Raw genomic sequence first — 21,442 nt, 5'->3', positions numbered from 1 at the left:
CAGCCGCCCGCGTCGTTGCTGAGGGTCAGCCGGCGGTCGGACGGGCCGCCGACGGGTGGCACTTCGGGCACGGCATGAGCCGCAAGAAGCCCGCCTCGTCCCGGGCCTGGAGCATCCGGGAGATCGGGTCGCAGTCCGGAGTCCCGCAGTGCTGTGCTTGGGCGGTGTCGTCCGGCGCGGTCCGGGGCCGGGCCACGGTCGGGGCGTTGCGGTCGCGCAGCACGACGTGCCGGGCGCGAAGCTTGTCGATCCGGGTCCCGATCGCGGAGGACGGGTCGTTCAGGCCGCTGGCCGAGCGGTGGGTCAGGTCGTAGACCAGGACGTCGTCCAGCTCGGTGTAGCCGAGCAGCGGCAGCGCCGCCAGCAGCCGGGGCGCGAACTTCTTGGCGTCCCGCAGCCCGCACGCGAACGGCGCGGGCAGGTTCATCAGGAACTGGACGGCGGCCTGGAGCTCCTCGGTCAGGGGCGCGGGGTTGTTGTTCCTCGCGGAGCGAGTCCCCCTCCCCCTCCCCGTCCCGGCGTCAGCCGTGACGGACGGGTCCGCTGTGGCACGGGGGTTAGGGGGGGTAGTTCCTACCACCGGGGGGTGTGGGGGGGAAACCGTCGACGTGTTGGAAAGCGCACCGTCGGCTTGACCTGCATAGATGCTGTTTTCCGACGTGTCGGCCGCCGACGTGTCGGATTTCGGCGTGTCGGAAACCGCGCCGTCGGGCTGACCTGCACAGATGTTGGAAATCGCACTGTCGGAACCGGGGTTCGGGCTCCGACGTGTTGGATTCCGCACCATCGGACTGACCTGCGACGCTTCCGCTGCGCCCCGGTTGACGTAGGCGCTGTTGTTCGCGGGGTTGCGGAACACCCGGAACTTCCACTTCGGGCGGTTGGTCTCCTCGTCGTAGCCGTCCCGCTCGTGGCTGACGTGGCCGGCCTTCTGGAGGCGGCCGAGCACTCCGCGCAGGCGGGTGGCGCCCATCTTCCAGCCGGACGCTTGGAACTCGTCGGCGAGCGCGAGGATGCCAGAGGGTTGGTTCGGGTCGCGGAGCAGTAGGCGGATCAGCACGCCGTAGTCTTCGGGCTGGAGGCCGGGCGAGTACGCCAGGGCGTACGGGACGACAACCTCCTCTGGCGGCTCCCAGGCCCGTTCGATCGAGGAGCCGGTGAACTCCGTGTCGGACATCTTCTTCACTTGGGCACCTCCGATCAGGTGTTGATGGTGAGTCCGGTCAGGGAGGCCGGACTGGAAAGAGGGTTGTTCCTGGCCATGCGAGTAGAAGTCCGAATCCGGGCCTTCGTGTGACCCATGCCGGGGTGGTGTGAGTCACACGGCGGGATGAACGTGCTGATCATGTGCCCAGTACTGGCAGGGCTCGCCTGTGGACAGAGCTCATCCGGTGCGGCGATGGCACGGGGAAGGGTGAGGTGCTCGGGCAGGTGGGAGGACTGGGCGTTGGCCGGGATGGCACGGCCGTGCCGCAGTGCGACGGGGCGGAGCAACGGGGCGCTACCTCTCTTGGGGCGCCGTCACCGTCCGGTAGTTCGGGGGTAGCCCGAGCGGGCGAGAGACGGGTGTCTCTCGCCGAAGCCCGGGTACGACTGGTACCGTCGGGAACGACTCATGTAGCAGCGGAGCGGCCCAAGATTGGCGTCTGGGGGCCGCTTTTGCTGTTTCTGGACCTTCGGGGTGCTCGCAGAGCGGGCACCGTGCTGAGCCTAGCCCTCGAGGGGCTGGGCTCTTACTGCTTCCGGGGTGTGTCTGGCGCTCGGTGAGCGACGCGGATCAGGGTTGGTGCACCTGAACTAGGGCGTGTGTTCCGGCTGTCCGCCATCCGCTCCCGGAAGCGTTCAGCTCCGCCAGCTTTGCCGGTGTGATCCCGACGATGACGTCCGACTTCAGCGTGCGCAGTGCCGCGACCGGGCCGGGGAAGTAGGACGTGACCTGGTCGAACGGCAGAGTGGGGTCCCACCAGCGATCGCCGACCAGTCGGCGGTAGTTCAGGTCGCCCTTCAGGATCGTCACGGTGGCCGTTGTGAGCTCCTCCCGCAGGGACTGCGGCATGGCGGTGAAGTCGAACGGGGCGCACCAGAAGTCGTTGGCGGTCAGCCGCAGCCGGCCTACGGCAGCGGCCTCGCGCAGCCGCTCGCCGACCGCACGGGATGCCCCCTTGCCGAGCAGGAGTGCCCGCAGGCAGTCAGCGACGTCAACGAGTCCGGCGTCGGAGACGTAGTACGGCTGCGGTTTCACATGCAGGACCACCTCGTCGGCGAGGTTGCTGGCCATGAGGTGGTCGATGAGGACTAGGTCCGCGACCAGCTCGCTGCCGGCGTTGTCGGCGACTAGGGCGACCGTCCCGCCGGGAGCTGACCGGAGCAACTTCCACAAGACCGTGCTGTCGTCGGCCACCAACCCGGAGGCCTCGCTGCTGCGGCCAGCTGTGATCTGGAGCGCCAGGTCGGCGCGGTTACCCCACAGGCTAGACAGGAGCAGCGCCTGCCCTCGCTCGTCGTCGGCCAGGTTGGCGATGTCGTCGAGCGCGGCGATCTCAGCCGACACCACCTCGCCGGTGAGTTCGGCCTGCTTGAACGGCGCGAAGAGGTCGACCTTGTGCCACGGGCCGGGGGCGAAGTAGCCGACCGCTTCGAGCAGACGCCGATAGAAGTACGACTCCGCCCACAGGAATGGCGCCTCGGCCCATGGCAGGCCGTAGAAGTTGCTTCCCCACTCCCGCCAGCGCTCCGCATTGGCGGCGCTGGCGGGCAGCGGCTGGATCACACCGTGGACGTTCTCCTGCGCGAGCTCGGTCAGGGCCTGGTGCTGCCCAGGGCCGAAGGGCCAGGCCCCTGTGAGTCGTTCGATCAGCGCCGGGTGCCTCTTGGTGAAGACGTCGCTGGCGAAGGGCGACTCGCTTGAAATGATCACTGGAGCCTGGGCGGCCATGAGCTGTTATCCCTCTCGGATCGGGTTCAGATGGAGGTCCAGGGTGACCACGCCGGCGGCACTACCGACGAGGACGCGACCGTGGACAGGGTCGTAGGCGGCGCAGTTGAGGCTGCCGTCGACGCGGACCTCGGCGAGTTGCCGTTGCTCGATCAGAGACCAGAGCCGGACTGTGCCGTCGGCGGCTGCGGAGACGAGTCGGTCCGGGGCAGCCGTGAAGGCGAGCATCAGGATGCGTCCGGAGTGCCCGCTGAGCTGGGCGGTGAATCGGTCATCGGTCAGGTCGCGGACCGCGATGTCGCCATTGCCCGCGCCGACAACTGCTCGGACACCGTGGTCGTCGAGTGCGACGGACCGGGCCCAGCCAGTCGGGCAGGTGAACCTGGAGACGAATTCGCCGTCGGCGGCCCGCCACACTCGAACCGACCCGTCGCTGCCGCAGGCGGCGAGGACCTGGCCGTCGCCGTTGAACGCGATGGAGCGCAGCCTGCCCGCATGGACATCCTGTGACCACAGGAGAGTGCTGCTCGGGAGATCCCAGCAGCGGATGTGCCCGTTCCCGGTGCTTGCCGCCAGCCGAGGCGCGGTGCGCGCCATAGCGACCGCCCAGGTGCGGCTCGCGTCCTGGTTGAGGGCCAGCTCCCACGTCTCGTCGGTGAGGGACCAGGCACGAACTGTGCCGTCACCGCAGGCGGCCGCCACCAGATCGGCACCCGACGCGAGGGACCAGACTCGACCGTGCCCGGCAGGGAGCCGACGCAGGAGGGTCGAGTTGGTGGCGTCGACCAGGTCGACCTGACCCGCCCCGTCCCCGATCAGCCCGATTCCGCCCGTGCTCGAGAACGCGGTCGACCAAGTCGTGTTCGACCCGGCTGCCAGCGTCTGAAGCTCGCCTCCGTCAGCCAGCCACAACCGCACAGCCCCGTCCTCGCAACCGGCAACGACCGTACCGTCGATGCTGCGGGACAGTGAGCGGACCCAGTCGACGCCGGGCGGCAGCGCTGTCCGCCCCGCCTCGCCGTCTACCGTCAGCGCGTGGACTGCCGGCTCCTCGGTCGCGGCGAGCACGAGACCACCGTCCGGGGAGGCCACGACGGAACGTACCCGACCCGGCAAGTTCGTGCGTCGGACCGGGGTGAGAGTGCCACCCTTCGTCGCCCACACCACGACCGAGCGATCTCCGGAAGCTGACGCCAGCAGCCCCGAGTCGGCGGCGAACGCCACCGACCTGACCCAGTCCCTGTGCTGTGCCTTCTCGTCCAGCAGCCGTCCGGTGGCCAGGTCGAAGAGCCGGACGAACTCGTCCTCCCCGCCAACCGCGACGACCGGGGAGTCCGTACCGCTTACGGCGACCGACCAGACCGGCGCCCCGGTGCTCTGCATCCGGCGGATCAGCAGCAGTCGCTCGGCGTCCCAAACGCACACGGCGCCGTCCTCAGCCCCCGAGACCAGCAGCTGTCGGTCGGCCGTGAACGCGAGCGAGCGGATCCGCCTGGAGTGCCCGGCCAGCACACCCACCGCAGCCCCTGAATCGGTACGCCACATGCGGATCAGTCCGTCATCCCCGGCCGAGGCGACGACCGAGCCGTCCGGCGACAACGCGGTGGCGAACACCCAACCGACGTGCCCGCGGAACGTACGCAGAAGTTGGCGGGTCTCGAGGTCCCACAGCCGCACCGCGCCGTCTTCCCCACCCGAGGCAACGATCTTCGCCTCCGTGGACACGCTGACGACTGCGCCCACATGGCCAGCAGCCGCCGCAGTGCTGCGCAGCCACCCAGCGGTGAACGCCGTCCCCATCGAGGCAGCCTCAGCGAGCGCCTCCACCGCCACCGGCGAAAGCGAGCGGCGTAGCGCGACCGACCAGGTTGCAGCCACGTCGGACGGCTCCACGAGCCCGGTCAGCAGATAACTGGAGCCCGTCATCACCCGCGCCGCAGTCCAGGCAGCTGAGCGCTGCCCCACGGGCAGCGCGTCCAGGATCGCTGCGTCAGCAACCAGCGCCTGCTCCCCCACCAACGCGGCCTTCCGCGCCAGGTACGAGGGCGAAGCGAGCAACGAGACGAGTTCGTCCTCCAGGCCGGCCTCCCGGAGGTGGTACGGCAGGTGACGCCAGAGGTAGTTCTGCTCTGTCTCCAGGTCTGCCCACTGGCTTCCGGCCGCGCGGAACGCGTCCAGCAGGGAGGAGTGCAGTTGCTCCCACTCGTCCGCGACCAGGTGGCGCAGGTAAGAGCGGAACACGTCGTGCAGGCTGATGGTCTCCGTGTCCGCCCGGTAGCTGCTCACGAGCGACCGGTCCGTGAGGACACGACAGAACTGCCTGGTGGCGTGGGGGGACCAGCCGAAGGCGGTCTTCCACCAGTGAGTCAGCACGCGAACCGGGATCGCCGTTGCCGGGGGGAACACAGCCAGCGACAGGTATCGCGCTCGCAGGTCCGAAGCGCCGTTGAGGACGACGCTCCCCTCCAAGCCGTCAAGACTGGACGCGATCGCCTGGCCGATCGCACTCCGCCGCTGATCCGCGTCGAGAACATCGAACGCCTGCGGCCCGTAGTCGCGGATCGTCTCTGACGTCTCGGTAACGACGTGCCCCGAGGACGCGCCGGACGCCACGTCCTGCCCCACCGTCGACCCGACGATCTGCGCCAGCAGCGGCCACCCTCCGAGCACCTTGGCGAGTTGCTCGGCCTCCGAGCGCTCCAACGAGGCGACGCTGCGGGTCAGCATCTCACTGATCTCGGCTGCCGTCATCGGCCCGAGTCGTACGACCTGCGTAGTCGACGGACACACCCTGAGGTTGCGCGTCGTGACCAGGCGCACGCACTCCTCGCCGCCCAGAAGGAACGGAGACAGGTCGGCAGCGGACCACACGTTGTCGATGACCAGCAGTGCGCGCCGGTCCTGCAGAAGCCGGGCGAGATGGAAGCCGGCCTGCTCCGGATCCGTCAGGGCAGGCCTGGACCCGCTGAGGTGGACGCAGACGTCGGAGACGAGCTCCACGACTCGCGCCGGGGAGCAGTCCTCGCCGGTCTCTACCCAGAGGATCTCCGGGTAGAGCTCCTGGATCCGCGGGGCGTTGACCAGCTGCGTCGCGAGGGTCGTCTTGCCGAACCCTCCTGGACCTACGACGGCGACGGTCGCGATCCCGTCAGTGCTGCGTGCTTCCTCCAGAACGGAGAGGAGGCCGTCAAAGTCGTTCCTGTGCACCAGAGTTGGCTCCGCATTCGGAATAGGGAGGAAGCCGCCCGGTGTCACGGGAGCGCCCGGCATCCCGCCGATCGCTCCCCAGAACCGCTCCTGCTCAGCCGGGCTGCACCGCTCCAGGGTTGAGTCCAGCGCCTCCTGGAGAACCTTGCTGATCGTCTTCGGGTTGGAAGGCGACTCCCAGTCAGACACTGTCCGGCTTCCGATGCCTAGGTGATTCGCGAAGTTGCGCACCGACAGGCGCTTGGCTTCCCGTAGCGCGCGCGACTCCTTTCCAGTCCAGCGCTGCACTGTGCCCACCGAGGCCCCCTCGACCGACTCTCTGACGCTAACAACGGGTTGTGCTCAATACCGTGACTGCGGAGGCACTCCGCAGCAGGCCCGCAGCACCACCGCCACACCTGAACAGCAGGGTTGAGACGGGCCTCGGGTGGATCTTCATCGGGGTGTGCTCGACTCCGCAGCACGGCCGCAGCGCCGCACCAGCCACAACGCCAGAGAGCTGCGGAAGGCTTCTGGGCATCGGGGCTCATCATCGACGCCCTCGTCAATCCGGAAGGCGGTTGGTGGTGATGTCAGGAAGCTTTGTTCTCCAGCGAGCTGAGCCGTTCGCTCAGCGCTGCGACCTGCTCCCGCAACAGTCTGAGCTCCTCCGCGACGTCGAGGGAGGTTTGGCTCTCCTGTTCAGGGTTCCCCCTGACGAACGAGCCGCGGCCCTGGTGCGAGTAGATCACCTGCCATGTGCGGAGTTCGGCCAGAGCCCGCTGAACGGTTCCGGGAGCGACGTCGTATTGCTCAGCCAGTGCCCGGGTGGTGGGGAGCTTCGCTCCAGGCGTCAGTTGCCCACTGCGCACCTGCTCCCGGATGTCTTGGGCGATGCGCTGGTAGGGCTGAGCGAACTCGTCGGTGTCGGTCATGGGGACACATCGTAGGGCTGGCACACCAAGGACTCTAGCTTCATCAGCTTGGTTGACACAATAAATCTGTGTCAGCTAACTTATGTGAGCCGACACAGTTTGAAGGCGCACAGCAGAAGACCCCGGCTCGCCTGGACAGCTTCAGCCGGGGTCTCCACTCGGAACCATCCCGTGGAAGGAAGATCCGTATGGCCATCATGGCGGAACGCGGCACCCTGAGTGAAACCGCTCGTGCCGAGAGCCTGCAGGACCAGTACGAGGGCGCGGTGCTCTCCCTGGTCATCCGCGACCTGGCGGTGGCCTCCCCGGCCTCCGGCGAGGACGCGGTGATGGAGGTCGTAACCAAGGTCTGGACCCAGGCCAAGCAGCACGCGAAGACCAACCGCACCAGCTGGGCGCACCTGAGCTGGTTCGTCCAGAACGCCATCGCCCAGTTCGTCGCGGGCCTCCGCCCGCAGATGGCGGGGTGCTGATCATGGCGCAGACCGACCAGCAGGCCCGCGAGATCGCCCAGCGGGCGCAGCAGCTCCAGGACGTCTACAACACCGGCACCACCGAGCAGATCACCGAGACCTTCCAGGCCGCGGATGACGCGCACCCCGCCGTCCAGGCCAAGCGGGCGGAGGAGGGCCGGTGAGCAGCCAGCACCTGGGCGACGCCCAGCTCCAGCGGCAGGTCGAGCAGTGGCAGCAGCAGATGGCCGCCGCCGAAGCCGCCCGCCAGCAGGCCGAGCAGCTCCGCCAGCAGCAGGCGCAGCAGGCCGGGGGTGCCCGATGAGCCTCGCCGGCGGGACCCCGGTCCCCACCCCGCCCCCCGTGCCGCCCACCAGCTCCAAGGGCGGTGGCCGCTGATGGGCGTCCGCTCCTGACTGGGCTTCGGCTCCAGCAGCTCCGGCTCGTCCGGCAGCACGGCGACCCGCACCACCGGCAGCAACTCCTCCGGCCCGTGGTTCAGCTCCACCACCCCGCTCCCCGCGGAGCGGGAGGTCCACCCGGCCCCGGCCGAGTACGACCGCAACGGCCGCCGGAAGCTCAGCCCCCGCCCCGACCCCGCGCACGTCAACGCCACGTTCTGGAGGAGCTGACCATGACCATCACCATCCAGCTCGCCAACTCCCAGGCCGACGAGGCGCTCCGCCGGGCCCGCGAGGACCAGGCCCGCCGCGACGCGGCGAAGGCCGGCGGCTCCAGCAAGTAGCCCGCCCTCTCCCCTCTCCTCTCTCTCGTAGTTCGGCAGCATCCCGCCGTCCGTCACCGGAACCGCTCTGGCATGAACCTGCCAGAGCGGCGCCGGGAAGGGTGCGGCGGGCCCGCCAGGGCCCCACCACCAACCACGTCCCGCCCCAGCCCCGCCTAGGAGGCACCCCATGACCCGCACCCTGACCGGCCGCCGCCAGGCCGACCGCATCGCCCACTGCACCGCCCCCGCGGCCGACACCTGGATCGACACCGAGATCCCGGAGCCGACGATCAGCGACGAGCTCGAGGCCGCGGACAAGCTGCGCTTCGCCACCGAGGTCGCCGCCCTCACCGGCACCGACCCCACGATGTGGCTGCCCGGCCAGGGCGACGGCACCGAGACCCGCCGGCGCCTGGTGGCGCAGGGCGCGACCGCGATTCTGCGCACCGACCGCACGGTCGAGACGGTCCTGCCGACCGAGCCCGGCGACGACTTCGCCGAGATGGAGGCCGAGATCACCAACGAGGCCGCCCGCGACCGGGTGCAGACCGCCGCCGACCAGGGCCAGGCCCGGGTCATCGCCTCCGCCGACCGCCGGGAGCGTGCCCGCGGGCTCGCCCGGGCCGAGTACACCGAGGTCCAGCTGGCCGCGTTCGGCGACGACCCCTTCGACGCCTGGAGCCGCGCCGAGCGTGACGCGGTCGACACCTGGTCGCCCTGGGGCTCCGGCCCGCGCTGGGCCGACACCCGCCGCGCCGTCTCCGGCCCGCGCCGCAAGGGCGGCCCGCACCGCACCGCCGGCCACTAGCCGCACGCCGCACCACCAGCTCCACCCCGTCGCCCACCGGGCCCAGCTCGACCCGCCGGCCACCCGGCCCGGCGGCACCCGCCACACCCAGCGAGGACCCCATGCGCCTGATCCTGTACCGCACCACCCAGCTCGCCGCCGCCGCCTTCGGCGTGACACTCCTGGCCGGCGCCGTCATCGGCGCCGTCCTCCTGGACCAGGCCGACGGCCACACCGACCCGGCCCTGATCCGGATGACCATCACCTTCCCCGTGCTGGTGTTCCTCGGCCGCGTGCTGGCGGAGATGATCGGCGGCGCGCTGCCGATGCGGCGCAGCCGCTGGTACCAGCACCTGTGGATCGCCGCGCTGACGGGCGTCCCGGTGGCCGCCTGGTCCTGGTTGGCGATCAACACCAACAACTGGTTCTTCTCCGGGCAGGGCCTGCTCTGCGGCCTCGCACTCCTGCTGGTTGCGGGCCTGCTGGCTGTCGCCGAGCACCGCCTGGGTCCGCGGCCCGCCGCCGAGCCGGACGCGGCACCGAGCCGGTCCTGAACACCCCCGCCGGACCGGGCCGCCCGACTGCGGCCCGGTCCCGGGACTGCCCTGACCCACCGTCACCCTGTACCGCGCCAGCGGCCGGTGACGGCAGGTCAGGGGAGCCCCGGGACCAACCCCTGGTCCCCTCCACCACCGCGAGGGAGAACCACCGTGAAGAACCCCACCGCCGTCCGCGCCGCCGTCGCCTCCGTTGCCCTGGCCGCCGCGATCGGCCTCACCGCTACCACCCCGGCCGCCGCCGCCCCGCGCACCACGGTGCTGCTCGCCGTCGGCTCGCACTCCGCGGACGTCGCCGCCCTCCAGAGCCAGCTCAACCGCGTGCTCACCCAGACCACCGCGCTGGAGACGGACGGCGCGTTCGGCCGCCTCACCCGCGACTCGGTCACCTGGTTCCAGACCTGCACCGGCCTGGAGGCCGACGGCATCGCCGGACCGCTCACCCGCAAGGCCCTCGCCGACGCCGTCGCGGCCGGCCGGCCGGTCGACACCGTTTGCCTGCGCCCGGCCAGCTGACCCACCCCGGCCGCCGGCACCACCTCGCACCACCCGAACCGCCGCCCGCCCGGGCCACCCAGTGGCCCGGGCGCGGCCCGACCGAGGAGAACCCGATGTTCGAGCTGATCTACCTGCTGTTCTGCGCGGGCAGTGCCATCACCTCCGGGCTGGTGCTGCTCGCCATGGCCCTCAACAAGACGATCTTCATCCCGTACGTGGAGCGGCAGGAGCGCTGCGATGTCTGACCAGCCGATCGAGCCGTCGCCTTCGGACATCCAGCTCTCCGGTGAGCGCACCGACGGCGCGGACATCCCGCCGAAGCCGCCGGTCCCGCCGAGCAACGCGCTGCCCGACTTCATGCCGCCGCCGCGTTCCGAGACGCCTCCGCCCCCGCCGCAGCCCCCGGCGGCTCCCCCGCCCCCGCCGCCCACCCCGCCGACCTCCGGCGGTGCGGGCCTGCCCGAGCCGCACGAGTGGTGGCGCGGCGGCCGAGGTGGTGGCGGTGGTGGTGTGGCGACCGCACCGGCCCCGGTGTACGCGTCGGCCCCGCCGACCGTCCACAACCACAACTACTACTACCCGGCGCCGGTCGCCCCCGCCGGGCCGCCCGCGACTGCGGCCCCGCCGCAGTTCAGCCTTAAGCGCCTGCACCCGCTGTGGAACCTGTCCGCGCTCGTGGTCGGAGCCCTCTGCGTCCCGGGCACCGACCAGGTGCTGCACATCTTCGGCGACGAGTACGGCGTGCTCCTGGCAGGCCTGATCGCCGCCGGGATCGCCGAGCTCCGCTACCGCGGCCGGGTCTGGGTCGTACGGGCCCTCTCCTTCAACCTGCTGAGCTGCACGGTCGCCACCGAGGCCGGGCTGCACCTGCTCGGCTGGACCCTGACGGGGGTCTGACCATGGGACCCACCGCACTGACCATCGGCGGCCTCGGCCTCGCCGGGGGCATCCTGATCACCGCCCTGATCCGCTGGTGGCGCAGCGGCTTCCCCGCCCCGACGCTGGCCGCGCTCAGCGGCGGCCTGATGCTCGGCACCGTCTCCGCGATGTGCTCCGGCGGCCTGCTCGGCTTCACCGCCGACCGGGTCGCCACCGTCACCAACAAGATCGGCGAGAAGGCCGTCGGCCCGGGCACCGAGCAGGCCCTGCGCACCGCCGCAGCCTCCGGGCTGACCGTCGGCGGCTCTGTCGCCACGCTCTTCCTGACCGTGATCGTCGTGCTCGGCTTCAAGTGCTGCAACCCGCCGCTGCGGGTCCAGATCATCTGGGGCGGCCTCGCGGGCTGCTCCCTGGGCCTGGCCGCCGGAGTCACCGGCCTGGCCAACGCCACCCTCATCCCCTGGCTCAACTGGCACGGGGACCAGATCATCGCCGCCCTCCACTGACCGGAGCACCCCGTGATCCTCCTCTCCTCCCTGCCCGTCCCGCTGTGGCAGGTGCTCGCCGCCCTCGCCGTCCCCTACCTCGCCGCCTTCGCCCGGGCGGCCACCGCCGCCGGCGTCGACGACCGCGCCGCCCGCCTGCGCCGCGCGACCTGGACCCCCGGCGTGATCGCCCTCTGCGCCGCCCTGGTGTACCCGCACCTGAACGGAGAGCTCCCGCTGCCCTGGCCGTTCCTGGTCGTCGGCCTGCTCTACCTGGCCGGGGTCACCTGCCTCGTCTGGTCGAAGGGCCTCGCCCCGCGGACTGCCAGCTACGACCGGATCACCAACCCGCTGTCCCTCGCGGTGCTGATGGTCCTGCTGGCCTCGGTCGGCTCCGTCCTCGGCGGCCTGCTCGACCAGGTGCTGGCCTCCGCCGGGATGCGCTGATGAACGAGCTGCTCCGCGCCGCCGCCGCGCTGCCCTTCGGGCACCTGGTCCTGCTGGCGAGCCTGCTCTACCTCGGGATGCTCGCCGCCCTCGCGGCCGTCGCCGACCGCGCCCACCACCCGATCCCGCCGACGGTCCTTCTCCGCATGAGCGCCCCCGTGCTCGCCGGGGCCGCGGTCATCGCCGCCGCCTACTGCGTCGGCGCGCTCCTGGACCTGGTCGTCGCCACTGTCACCGGCCTGCTGTCCGTCCTGTCCTGACCCTCGGCCGACCCGGCCGCCCACCCGCACCCGGAGCTCCTCGTGATCATCCGTGACCTGGTGGCCGCCGCCGTCGGCGTCCCCTACCTGCCCGCCCGCCGCCGCTTCGGCCAGGCCGGCCGCCGCCCCGTCGCCGTCCTCGCCGACGCGGCCGGCCTCGCCCTCGCCCTGCCCTGGTGGCCCGCCCGCGCGGCGGCCGGAGCCGTCTACGTGCTCGCCGCCGTCCGGCTGTGGCGCCTGGCCCGGCGCGGCTCCGCCCGCACCCGCACCGCCGCTGCCGACCTGCTCACCCTCCTCGCCCCGCCCGCCGTCACCTTCCTGACCGGCATCCACCTCGTGCCCGCACTCCTGCGGCTGCTCACCACCACCTGACCTCTCGGAGGACACACCGATGAACATCTCCGCCACCACCCTGACCGCCGGCGGCCTGGCCTTCGGCATGGGCATCCCGGTCCACTTCGCCGCCGGGTGGGCCAAGGCCAACTACAAGAGCAAGAAGAAGGACTTCAAGACCCTGATCCCGTTCGTCGGCGGCATCGCCTACGGCGGCCTGGCCAGCATGTGCACGGGCGGGCTGATCGGCTTCGGCGCGGGCGTCATCACCTGGTTCGGCAACGGCGCCGGGTCCCTCGCCCTGTGGGGGATCTCCGGCGGCAACACCACCCGGGCCCTGCGGGCGACTCCGGTCCAGCTGTCGGCCGAGGGCAACATCGTCCTGTTCTTGATCACGGTCGCGCTGTTCGGCCTGTGGAAGGCGATCAAGAGCGACGAGAAGAAGCTCGCCAAGCGCGGCATCGTCGCCGGCGTCCTGCTCGGCCTGTCCGCCGTCCTCGGCGGCGCCGTCGCCGTCACCGTCATCCCCGCCGTCAACTCGGCCGGCGCAGCCCTGCTCGGCGTCGTCGGCTGACCCCCTCGTGCCCCGGACGCACACCGGTCGCCCGCACCCGGCCCGGCCCCGCACCACGGGCCGGGGCTGGGTGCGGACGGCCGCGACCGTCCGGTCCACGGTCACCGCACCGCACCACACCGACCACCTTCTCCTGGAGGAGCAGCATGACCACCTACCCGCCCGAGCGGATCGTCGTGGACGCCGAGTTCGTCGACGACGACGAGCCCACCGTCCAGCAGCCGCCCCGCCACAACGGTGGCGACGACCAGGCCGACGAGCCCGGCACCCTCGCCCGGATCGCCACCTTCCTCAGCGCCACCGCCACCCGCCAGGTCGCCCACACCCGCGACGGCTACCGCGTCCTGCGCACCGAGCGCGGCGCCTGGTTCAATTCCGAGCTGCTCACCGACGCCCACGTGCGCGCCGACCTCCTCAACACCTGGCACGCCGAGTGGGACCAGGAGAAGAACCGCGAGGCGCAGCGCCTGGTGGAGCGGGCCGAGGCGCTGGAGAAGAGCGCGGACGAGAAGCTGGCCGACGGCCGCGCGGAGGGCGCGGAACCGGCGGACGCGAAGGCCGGCATCGAGGCCGCCGCCCAGCTGCGCGGCGAGGCCGTGATGTGGCGGGGCCTGGCCCGGCAGGCCGAGCTCGCCCCGTACACCGGGCACCGCGAGCCGAGCCCGAGCGAGCTGGTCGCCCACCGCAAGCGCATGGGCAACCGCCGCCGCTGGAAGACGGTTGCGGTCAGCATCGCCGCCGGGTGGGGCATCCTCCAGGTCGGCAGCCCGATACTGCTCGCCTCCATGGCGGTCGGCCTGGCCGCCATCGCCTGGGGCAAGGGCCGCTTCTCCAGCTGGCGCTCCGCCCCGCCGGAGGTCCCCGCCCTCGACTACCAGATCCCCGCCCAGCAGACCGGACCCGGCACCAACCCGGCTGGCCCGGCCGGTCCCGCCGCGCCCGGCTTCACCAAGCCCACCACCTCCCAGGGCGGGCCCGGGCCGGTTCCGGCGCCCGATTTCACCGCGACCTGGACTCCGGCCCCCGAGTACACCGCCCCCGGCCCGGCCGGACCCGGCCAGGAGCTGGAGTGCCCGGAAACCGACCAGCTCATGGAGGCGATGATCGCCGCCGGGGCGATCAGCGACGGCCCGCTGCGCCTGGCCCACCCCGGGGCGATCACCCGCGTCAGCGGCGGGTGGCTGGCGCACGTCGTCCTGCCCAAGGGCGACGGCGTCACCGTGGAGACCGTCCTGCCCAAGCTCGGCAAGATCGCAGGCGAGATGGGCCTGGACCGGGCCCGCTTCTTCATGGACCCCGTCCACGCCTCCGCCGGCGGCCACGCCAAGATGATCGCGGTCGCCGCGTTCGAGCAGGACCCGTTCACCGAGCCGCGGCGCTCCCCGCTGGTCGACATGGACCAGGTCGACGTCTGGGAGAACGGCATCCCGGTGGCGTTCGACGCCTTCGGCGACCTGGTCAACCTGATCCTCAAGGACACCAGCCTCTCCCTCGGCGGCGCCTCCCGCACCGGCAAGGGCGCGGCGCTGCGCGCCATCATGGCCGGCGCGCTGCTGGACATGCGGGTGAACCTGCGCCTGATCGACGGCAAGGCGCCGGGGCAGGACCGCTGGCGCGACCTGGCTGCCAGCTTCATCGACGAGCCCGGCGTCAAGGGCGCCAAGCGGGCCCGGATCCTGCTGGAGGCACTGGTCGAGGACCTGGCCCGCCGGGCCGCGATCCTCAAGCGGTACGGCATGGAGCAGATCGACGACCCGAAGCTGATCGCCGAGCTCGGCGGCCTCGAGCTGGTGGTCGTCGACGAGCTCCAGGAACTCACCGGCGACAAGAAGCACGGCGCGGCGATCCGCACCGCGCTCTCCTCCCTCGCCGCCCGCGGTCTGGCGTTCGGCATCATCCTCATCGTCGCCACCCAGGTCGTCACCAAGGGAGCCGACGGCGTCCTGCCCCGCATGGTGTCCGGCAACGTCACCTGGAAGTGGTGCATGCGGGTCACCGAGACCACCGAGTCCAACATGGCGCTCTCCCAGAGCGCCGCGAAGAACGGCTGGGACGCCTCGCTCCTGGACCCGGACGTGCGCGGCATGGGCATCCTGCTCGCCGAGCGCTACCGCCGCGTCCGCTCGCTGTGGATCGACGGCGCGGACATGATCCGCATGCTCGCCAAGATCACCCAGCTGCGCACCGCGGCCGGTCGGATGCGCGGCCAGTGGGCCGATCCGATCGAGGCCGCGATGCGCCGCCGGGGCGCGGGCACCCCGCCGCCCGGACACGCTCCGTCACCGACCTATGCCGCCCCGGCCGATTCGGACACCGGGTTCGACGACGGCCTGAACGCCGACGCCGAGGACTGGGAGGACGGCGAGGAGGGGGACGGCGAAGGCGAGTACGACGACACCGACGGTGCCGAGTACGACGCTGACGGCGTGCCGATCCTGCTGCTGCGCGCCCACGACGAACTCGTCCGGGCGGGCGGCCGGCTGCACTCCGGACCGCTCGCAGCCCTCCTCGGCTACGGGGACGTCCGCCAGCTCGGTACCGACCTTCTCGCCTACCTCAAGGCGGTCGGCGTCGAGCGTCCGGCCGGCGGCCAGCTCCGCGTCCCCGGTGCCGGACCCGGCCTCGGCTACCTCGCCGAGACCCTCGCCACCGCCATCGACCGCTACCGCACCGGCCACGACGAGTAGCACCCGCACCCCATACACCCCCTACGCGGCACCCCATACAACCCTGTCTGGGGTGCCGCGCCTGTAGGGGTCACTGACCTGCGCGTATGGGGCGTCTGGGGTCCAGGAGACCCCCCGAAAACCCGCCTGTACGGGACCCATACAGATCCCAGACGGCTCCCACCCCAGACACCCCAGACACCCATACGCCCTCACGCACCGCAACCAGTGCAGAAGGAGACGAACCCGCGATGACCTCGGTCCGCGACACCAAGCCGCGCCGCACCCGCACCGCGAAGAAGACCACCGCCACGCCCCCGGCCGCCCCCGCCCGCCAGCCCGCCACCCGGGCCAAGACCCCGGCGAAGAAGACCACCACCACCCCGCCGGCCACCCCCGAGACCGCCGCCGCGCCCGCTCCGGCCGCGCGGTCGGCGGCCGAGATCCTGGCCGACGCGACCGACCGCGCGGCCGACATCGTCGGCCTGGCCGAGCAGACCGCCACCGCCCTCCTGGCCGCCGCGACCGAGACGGCCGACCGCGAGCTGGCCACCGCCGGGCAGTGGACGGCGGAGGCGGAGCAGCTGCGCGCCGACGCCCAGACGGAGGCGGAGGCCGCGGACACCACCGCACTGGCGGTCACGGAGCGTGCCGAGCGGGCGGCCCTGCAGATCCGCGAGCAGGCCCGCCGCGAGGCCGACCAGGTCCTCGCCGACGCCCGCGCCGAGGCCGGGCAGGCCACCGAGCAGACCGTCGCCGAGGCCGAGCAGCGCGCCGCCGAGCTCACCCAGGCGGCCACCGACACCGCCGCCCGGACCCTCGCCGACGCCGAGGAGAAGGCCGGCATCCTGACCGCCGAAGCCGACCAGGCCGCCGAGACGATCCGGGCCGACGCGGCCGTCCGGGCCGAGACGGTGCTCGCCGACGCCGAGCAGGCCGCGGCGACCGTCACCCGGGCCGCCGAGCACCAGGCCGAGGAGCTGCGGGCCGCCGCCACCGCGCAGGCCCAGCTCACCGAGCAGCAGGCCGAGACGGTCCTCGCCGCCGCCGAGCAGAAGGCCGGCGCCCTCACCCGGGCCGCCACCGCCCAGGCCGAGACGCTCCGCACCCAGGCGCAGAACGAGGTCACCGAGCTGCGCGACCAGGCCGAGCGGCACGCGACCAAGCTCCGCACCGGCGCCCGCATCCAGGCCGACACCGTGCTCACCGACGCCCGCACCCAGGCCGATGGCCTGCTGGCCGGAGCCCGGGAGCAGGCCGAGGAGCTGCGCCGGACCGCGCAGGCCGACGCCGACCGGGTCCGGGCCGAGGTGCGCGAGCTGCGGGAGGAGGCGGACCGGGAGATCGACGAGGCAACCAAGGCGGCCCGCGAGGTGCGGGGCAAGGCGCAGGCCGAGGCCGACCAGACGCGGACCCAGGCCGCCGCCGAGATCCGCCAGGAGCGCACCCGGACCGCCGGTGAGGCGGCCCGGCTGTTGGAGGCGGCGGGCAAGGACGCCCAGCGGATCCTCCGGGAAGCGGAGAAGGGGGTCACCGCCATCAAGGCGGAGGCGGACAAGGCGCTGGAGCGGGCGAAGGAGCTGGAGGACCAGGCGCAGAAGGAGCACGACCGCGCGGAGGTGGCCAAGTTCGCCGCGCAGCGGGCCCTTGAGAGCGCCACCAGCCGCACCGTCCGCCAGCTGGAGCGCCGCCGGTTGAAGCGGGAGGCGAAGGCCGCCGAGCGGGCGGGCAAGACCACGCTCACCGCCAAGGCCAAGGCGTTCGTCAAGGCCAACTCGCGGCGGCTGCTGGCGATCGTTCCGATCACCGCCCCGATGGCCGTGGCGTGGACTGGGCAGGCCGGCTTCGCCCACGACATCCTGGGCTGGGTCGCCCCGTTCACCATCCTGTTCGCCGCGGCCTGGGAGCTGAGCACGGCGTTCGTCGCGTGGATGTACCACCAGGCCCGGCAGAGCGGCGACAGCGGCACCCTGTACCGCGTCTCGACCTGGGTGTTCGCGATCGGTGCGGCCGTCATGAACTACTGGCACGCCTCCGCCACCGTCACCGGCCGCGTCTGGGACGTGGCCGCGGGGAAGATGGTCGACCAGGTCAGCTACTGGGACCCCACCCCCAAGGCCGTGGCGTTCTCGGTCATGAGCATCACCGGCATGGTGCTGTGGGAGCTGTACGCGAGCCTGCTGCACCGCCAGAAGCTGCGGGCGGACGGGAAGGTCGCCAAGTCGCGGCCCACCATCGGCCTCATCCGCTGGGCCCGCTACCCCAGCCACTCGTTCACCGCGTGGTCGCTGGCGATCACCGACGAGTCCCTGTCCACGGTCGAGCTCGCCTGGACCGCCGCCGCGAACCGGCGCGCGGCGGTTCGGCGAACCGACCTTGGAGCGGTTCGCCGGTTCGTCGCCGGGCTGATCGGGGTCGGCGAATGGGTGCCGGTTCGCTCACTGCCCCGCGTCTCGAACCACTCGCTGGCCATCGCGCTGGCCGGTTCGGTGAACCCGGCGCAGGTTCCGCAGTTCGCGGTTCGCCTCACCCGCTCCACTCCGGCGAACCGGACCGCGAACTACTCCAGCGGTTCGGTGAACCAGGCGCTGCCCGCCGCGCGCTCCGGCGAACCGGGCGGGCGGCGCGAACTGGAGGCCGCGAACCACGGCCCCCGCTCCGCTGATGCGGCCGCTGCCGGCCCCGAGCCGCGAACCGCCCCCGACCAGGAGCGGCACGATTCGGCTGGGGCTGGTTCGAACCGGCGCAGCGCCGCGCAGGAGGCCGCCGCCGAGCAGGTTCAGCAGATTCTCGAACTGATCGAGACCCGCGGCTACGACGCGGTGGACCTCGAGTTCGTGATGACGGAGCTCGGCATGAAGAAAACCACCGCGCACCACAGGCTGTCCGACGCCCGCCGTGAGTTCGCGAACCGCGCCACCGTCTGACGCGAACCGCGAACCACGGTTCGGCGAACCACGAACCGGTTCGCCGCCCAGGTTCGCCCGCCGGTACGGCCCGGCCCCGGGATGAACGAACCACCCCGGGGCCGGTTCGGGCACCACGTGCCCGGGCGGGCCGGTCTCGTCCCCGGCCCGCCCCTCATCGTCCCGCACCGCGAACCACCCCCGAACCCCGAACCGGAAGGACAACCCCCGTTGTTCGCCATAAACCGCGACGTCCAGATCGCAGCGCAGCGCAAGCTCCTGCACGAGCGCAGCCAGACCCTGGCCAACCTCCCGAAGGGCACCGTCCCCCACGCCCGGACCCTCGCCGAAGTCGAAGGGATCAGCAACGAGATCGAGCGACTCAAGGGCTGCGCGGACGTCTCGCCCGCGCTGCTGACCGCCATCCCGATCGTGCTGTTCGTCCTGGTCCTGGCGCTCATCAGCTGACCGGCCGACCGGCCTCGCCCCCGGACCGCTCCGCCCGCCCGGCACCCAGCCCGGGCGGGCGGAGCTCTGCCCGGGGACGGGGCCGGCCGCCCGGCCACCGCCAACCGCCCGGAAGGACCCCGCGATGCCCACCGTCCAGCCCACCGCACCCACCGCCCGGATCGGCCTGTTCGGCGAGCAGCCGCTCGTCGTCGGCGACCCCGCCACCACCTGGGCGGTGTGGATCACCGGCACCGACCAGATCCTGCCCGCCCCCACCCTCGCCGCGGCCCTCATCGAGGCCAGTGAGCAGAACGCGTTCTTCGCCGACATCGACGACGGCTCCCCGTTCAACCCCACGCTGCGCGCGGTCGTCCTGCACAAGGGCCAGGCGTGGCGCCGCACCCCGGCCGAGAAGGCCGCCGCCCCGAGCACGGTCGTCGAGCTCGCCTACAACCCGGTCTGCGTCGCGTGCGAGGAGCCGATGGACGACGGCCTGGGCATCTTCGCCAGCGCCGCCGACGCCCTGTCCCACTTCGCCCTGATGGGCTGGCGCACCGACCCGGACGGCCGCGCGATCTGCCCGGCCACCGACGTCGACCACGCCAAGTCCCTCGCCCCGCCCGCCCCGGCCGCCGACCAGGGCCCCGACCTGTTCAACACCGCCGCCACCGAGGCGGCCGACGAGCAGCCGGCCGAGCCCGACACCGCCCCGGCCCCGGCGGCCCAGGAGCAGCAGAGCGCACCCGAGCCGGTGCGCGCCCGCCGGCCCGAGCCCCGCACCGCGGCCAACACCACCGGCTACCTCCCCTGCGCCTCGGTGCGCACCAACCGCATCGACGTCGCCGAGCTGCGCCAGGCGCTCGCGGACGTCCCGGACTTCGCCCAGGTCTGGCTCGGCGCCTACCCGCTTGCCCGGATCGACTACGCGCCCGGCGACCTGACCCTCGACTGCTGACCACCCGTCACCCCGTGCACCCCTGGGGCCCGTCACCGCGCCGGTGACGGGCCCCACCCACACCCCGCCCCGAACTGCCTTCTGGAAGGACCCCACCATGAAGCTCCGCGTCTCCGTGCAGTCCCTGGCCGACGCCGTCGCCCACACCGCCCGCGCCCTCCCGGCCCGCCCGCCCGTACCCGTCATGGCCGGCATCCTGCTCACCACCAGCGAGCAGGGCCTGCGCCTGGCGGCCTCCGACTACGACGTCTACGCGAGCGACACCGTCAGCGCCGAGGTCATCGAAGACGGCCAGGTACTGGTGTCCGGGCGGCTGCTCGCCGAGATCACTGCCCGTCTGCCCAAGGGCACCGACGTGGAGCTCACCGCCGACGGGAGCAGGCTGCGGGTGGTGTGCCGCTGGTCGAAGTACGCGCTGCCGCTGCTGCCCGTCGACGAGTACCCGGCCTTCCCGCCGATCCCCCTGGCCGTGGCCACCGTGCAGGCCGACGCCTGGTCCGAGGCCGTCAGCCAGGTCGCGTTCGCCGCCTCGGCCGACGAGACCCTCCCGGCGCTGACCGGCGTCCAGATCCTCATGGACGGCGACCAGGTGACGCTGGCCGCGACCAACCGCTACCGCATCGCCCGCCGGACCCTCACCGTCCAACCCGCCCCCGCCGGCTCCCCGGCGAAGGGCCGCAAGAAGACCGCCGCCCCGGCCGGGGAGCCGGTGCGGGCGCTGATCCCGGCCAAGACCATGACCGACGTCGTCCGCTCCTTCGACGGGGACCGGCCGCTGACCCTGCACACCGACGGCGACAGGTGGGGCTGGTCCTACTGCGGCGCCGAGTTCATCACCCGGCTGCTCGGCGCCGAGTTCCCCAACATCGCGCACGGGCTCCCGGCGACCACCGGCGCGATCAGCGCCCCGGCCGCCGCGCTGGCCGACGCGATTCGCCGCGTCGCACTGGTCGCCACCAACAACACCCCGATCCGGCTCACCCTGGCCGCCGCCGGACAGCTGCTCATCGAGGCCGGCACCGGGGACGACGCCCAAGGCTCCGAGCTCGTGGAGGTCACCGCGGCGTCGCTGGAGGAGGGCTACTCGATCGCGTTCAACCCCGCCTTCCTGGGCGACGGCATCAAGGCCACCGGCGCCTCCGAGGTGACCCTGCACGTCGGCGAGAACGTGAAGCCCGCGCTCCTGGTCGCCCGCACCGGCGCGGACGACCAGGACGTCGCCGACCTCCCCTACCGCTACGTCGTCATGCCCGTGCGCCTGTCCAAGTGACCACCCCGGACGACCGGCACCGCCCCCGGCCACCGCCACCCCCTCGCCCCGCCGCACCCGCGGCCGGGCGGGGCGGGGTGGCGGCTCGCTCCGGGGACGGAACCGGCCGCCCGGCCGACCTCACCCAAGGGAGACGCGCA

The 21,442-nt window shown here is 72.4% G+C and carries 22 protein-coding genes; 18 read left to right on the top strand and 4 right to left on the bottom strand.

Annotated elements, in window-relative coordinates; genetic code table 11:
• Window positions 1–25 precede the first annotated feature (25 nt).
• The 4 genes from ACIA8O_RS38910 to ACIA8O_RS38895 all read right to left on the bottom strand — a co-directional run bounded on the left by ACIA8O_RS38910 (window position 26) and on the right by ACIA8O_RS38895 (window position 7,056).
• Window positions 26–1,186 (bottom strand): hypothetical protein, encoded by a 1,161-nt coding sequence (locus ACIA8O_RS38910; protein ID WP_396298816.1) that lies wholly within the window; start codon window positions 1,184–1,186, stop codon window positions 26–28.
• A gap of 591 nt (window positions 1,187–1,777) precedes the next feature.
• Window positions 1,778–2,935, bottom strand: a complete 1,158-nt coding sequence (locus tag ACIA8O_RS38905) for a damage-control phosphatase ARMT1 family protein (protein WP_396298815.1) — start codon at window positions 2,933–2,935, stop codon at window positions 1,778–1,780.
• Window positions 2,936–2,941: 6 nt separating this feature from the next.
• Window positions 2,942–6,439 (bottom strand): NB-ARC domain-containing protein, encoded by a 3,498-nt coding sequence (locus ACIA8O_RS38900; RefSeq protein WP_396298814.1) that lies wholly within the window; start codon window positions 6,437–6,439, stop codon window positions 2,942–2,944.
• 275 nt (window positions 6,440–6,714) lie between these two features.
• Window positions 6,715–7,056, bottom strand: coding sequence for a GntR family transcriptional regulator (locus ACIA8O_RS38895; protein WP_396298813.1), 342 nt, complete (start codon window positions 7,054–7,056; stop codon window positions 6,715–6,717).
• A gap of 188 nt (window positions 7,057–7,244) precedes the next feature.
• On the opposite strand from ACIA8O_RS38895, the gene ACIA8O_RS38890 reads away from it, so the two are divergent.
• The 18 genes from ACIA8O_RS38890 to dnaN all read left to right on the top strand — a co-directional run bounded on the left by ACIA8O_RS38890 (window position 7,245) and on the right by dnaN (window position 21,302).
• Window positions 7,245–7,529 (top strand): hypothetical protein, encoded by a 285-nt coding sequence (locus ACIA8O_RS38890; protein WP_396298812.1) that lies wholly within the window; start codon window positions 7,245–7,247, stop codon window positions 7,527–7,529.
• Window positions 7,530–7,531: 2 nt separating this feature from the next.
• Entirely contained in the window at window positions 7,532–7,693 is a 162-nt protein-coding gene (locus ACIA8O_RS38885; protein ID WP_396298811.1) for a hypothetical protein, read from the top strand.
• The gene (locus tag ACIA8O_RS38880) at window positions 7,690–7,833 is read left to right on the top strand and encodes a hypothetical protein (protein ID WP_396298810.1); all 144 of its coding nucleotides are present in this window, start codon (window positions 7,690–7,692) and stop codon (window positions 7,831–7,833) included. Before ACIA8O_RS38885 ends, ACIA8O_RS38880 begins: the two co-directional genes overlap by 4 nt.
• 589 nt (window positions 7,834–8,422) lie before the next feature.
• Window positions 8,423–9,043, top strand: a complete 621-nt coding sequence (locus ACIA8O_RS38875; protein WP_396298809.1) for a hypothetical protein — start codon at window positions 8,423–8,425, stop codon at window positions 9,041–9,043.
• A gap of 101 nt (window positions 9,044–9,144) precedes the next feature.
• Complete coding sequence (locus ACIA8O_RS38870; protein ID WP_396298808.1) at window positions 9,145–9,576, top strand: hypothetical protein; 432 nt, start codon at window positions 9,145–9,147, stop codon at window positions 9,574–9,576.
• Window positions 9,577–9,732: 156 nt separating this feature from the next.
• Window positions 9,733–10,095 (top strand): peptidoglycan-binding protein, encoded by a 363-nt coding sequence (locus tag ACIA8O_RS38865; RefSeq protein WP_396298807.1) that lies wholly within the window; start codon window positions 9,733–9,735, stop codon window positions 10,093–10,095.
• A gap of 95 nt (window positions 10,096–10,190) precedes the next feature.
• Entirely contained in the window at window positions 10,191–10,322 is a 132-nt protein-coding gene (locus ACIA8O_RS38860; RefSeq protein ID WP_396298806.1) for a hypothetical protein, read from the top strand.
• Window positions 10,315–10,974, top strand: coding sequence for a hypothetical protein (locus tag ACIA8O_RS38855; RefSeq protein ID WP_396298805.1), 660 nt, complete (start codon window positions 10,315–10,317; stop codon window positions 10,972–10,974). The genes ACIA8O_RS38860 and ACIA8O_RS38855 overlap by 8 nt, the downstream gene beginning before the upstream one ends.
• Window positions 10,975–10,976: 2 nt before the next feature.
• Window positions 10,977–11,462, top strand: coding sequence for a hypothetical protein (locus tag ACIA8O_RS38850; RefSeq protein WP_396298804.1), 486 nt, complete (start codon window positions 10,977–10,979; stop codon window positions 11,460–11,462).
• 12 nt (window positions 11,463–11,474) lie between these two features.
• Window positions 11,475–11,888 (top strand): hypothetical protein, encoded by a 414-nt coding sequence (locus tag ACIA8O_RS38845; protein ID WP_396298803.1) that lies wholly within the window; start codon window positions 11,475–11,477, stop codon window positions 11,886–11,888.
• The gene (locus tag ACIA8O_RS38840; protein ID WP_396298802.1) at window positions 11,888–12,148 is read left to right on the top strand and encodes a hypothetical protein; all 261 of its coding nucleotides are present in this window, start codon (window positions 11,888–11,890) and stop codon (window positions 12,146–12,148) included. The genes ACIA8O_RS38845 and ACIA8O_RS38840 overlap by 1 nt, the downstream gene beginning before the upstream one ends.
• A gap of 42 nt (window positions 12,149–12,190) precedes the next feature.
• On the top strand, window positions 12,191–12,520 hold the full coding sequence (locus tag ACIA8O_RS38835) for a hypothetical protein (RefSeq protein WP_396298801.1): 330 nt from the start codon (window positions 12,191–12,193) through the stop codon (window positions 12,518–12,520).
• A 19-nt stretch (window positions 12,521–12,539) separates the two neighbouring features.
• Window positions 12,540–13,055 (top strand): hypothetical protein, encoded by a 516-nt coding sequence (locus tag ACIA8O_RS38830; protein ID WP_396298800.1) that lies wholly within the window; start codon window positions 12,540–12,542, stop codon window positions 13,053–13,055.
• 146 nt (window positions 13,056–13,201) lie between these two features.
• Window positions 13,202–15,742, top strand: coding sequence for an FtsK/SpoIIIE domain-containing protein (locus tag ACIA8O_RS38825; RefSeq protein WP_396298799.1), 2,541 nt, complete (start codon window positions 13,202–13,204; stop codon window positions 15,740–15,742).
• Between the two features lie 230 nt (window positions 15,743–15,972).
• Window positions 15,973–18,648: a hypothetical protein gene (locus ACIA8O_RS38820; RefSeq protein WP_396298798.1), complete on the top strand. Its 2,676-nt coding sequence runs from the start codon at window positions 15,973–15,975 to the stop codon at window positions 18,646–18,648.
• 210 nt (window positions 18,649–18,858) lie between these two features.
• On the top strand, window positions 18,859–19,095 hold the full coding sequence (locus ACIA8O_RS38815; protein ID WP_396298797.1) for a hypothetical protein: 237 nt from the start codon (window positions 18,859–18,861) through the stop codon (window positions 19,093–19,095).
• 124 nt (window positions 19,096–19,219) lie between these two features.
• Complete coding sequence (locus ACIA8O_RS38810) at window positions 19,220–20,032, top strand: hypothetical protein (RefSeq protein WP_396298796.1); 813 nt, start codon at window positions 19,220–19,222, stop codon at window positions 20,030–20,032.
• A gap of 97 nt (window positions 20,033–20,129) precedes the next feature.
• Complete coding sequence (dnaN, locus tag ACIA8O_RS38805; RefSeq protein WP_396298795.1) at window positions 20,130–21,302, top strand: DNA polymerase III subunit beta; 1,173 nt, start codon at window positions 20,130–20,132, stop codon at window positions 21,300–21,302.
• Window positions 21,303–21,442: the final 140 nt, after the last annotated feature.

Origin of the sequence: Kitasatospora sp. NPDC051853, from assembly GCF_044452665.1 — a bacterium.
Taxonomy (GTDB): domain Bacteria; phylum Actinomycetota; class Actinomycetes; order Streptomycetales; family Streptomycetaceae; genus Kitasatospora.
This window is presented reverse-complemented; position numbering and strand designations above follow the sequence as displayed.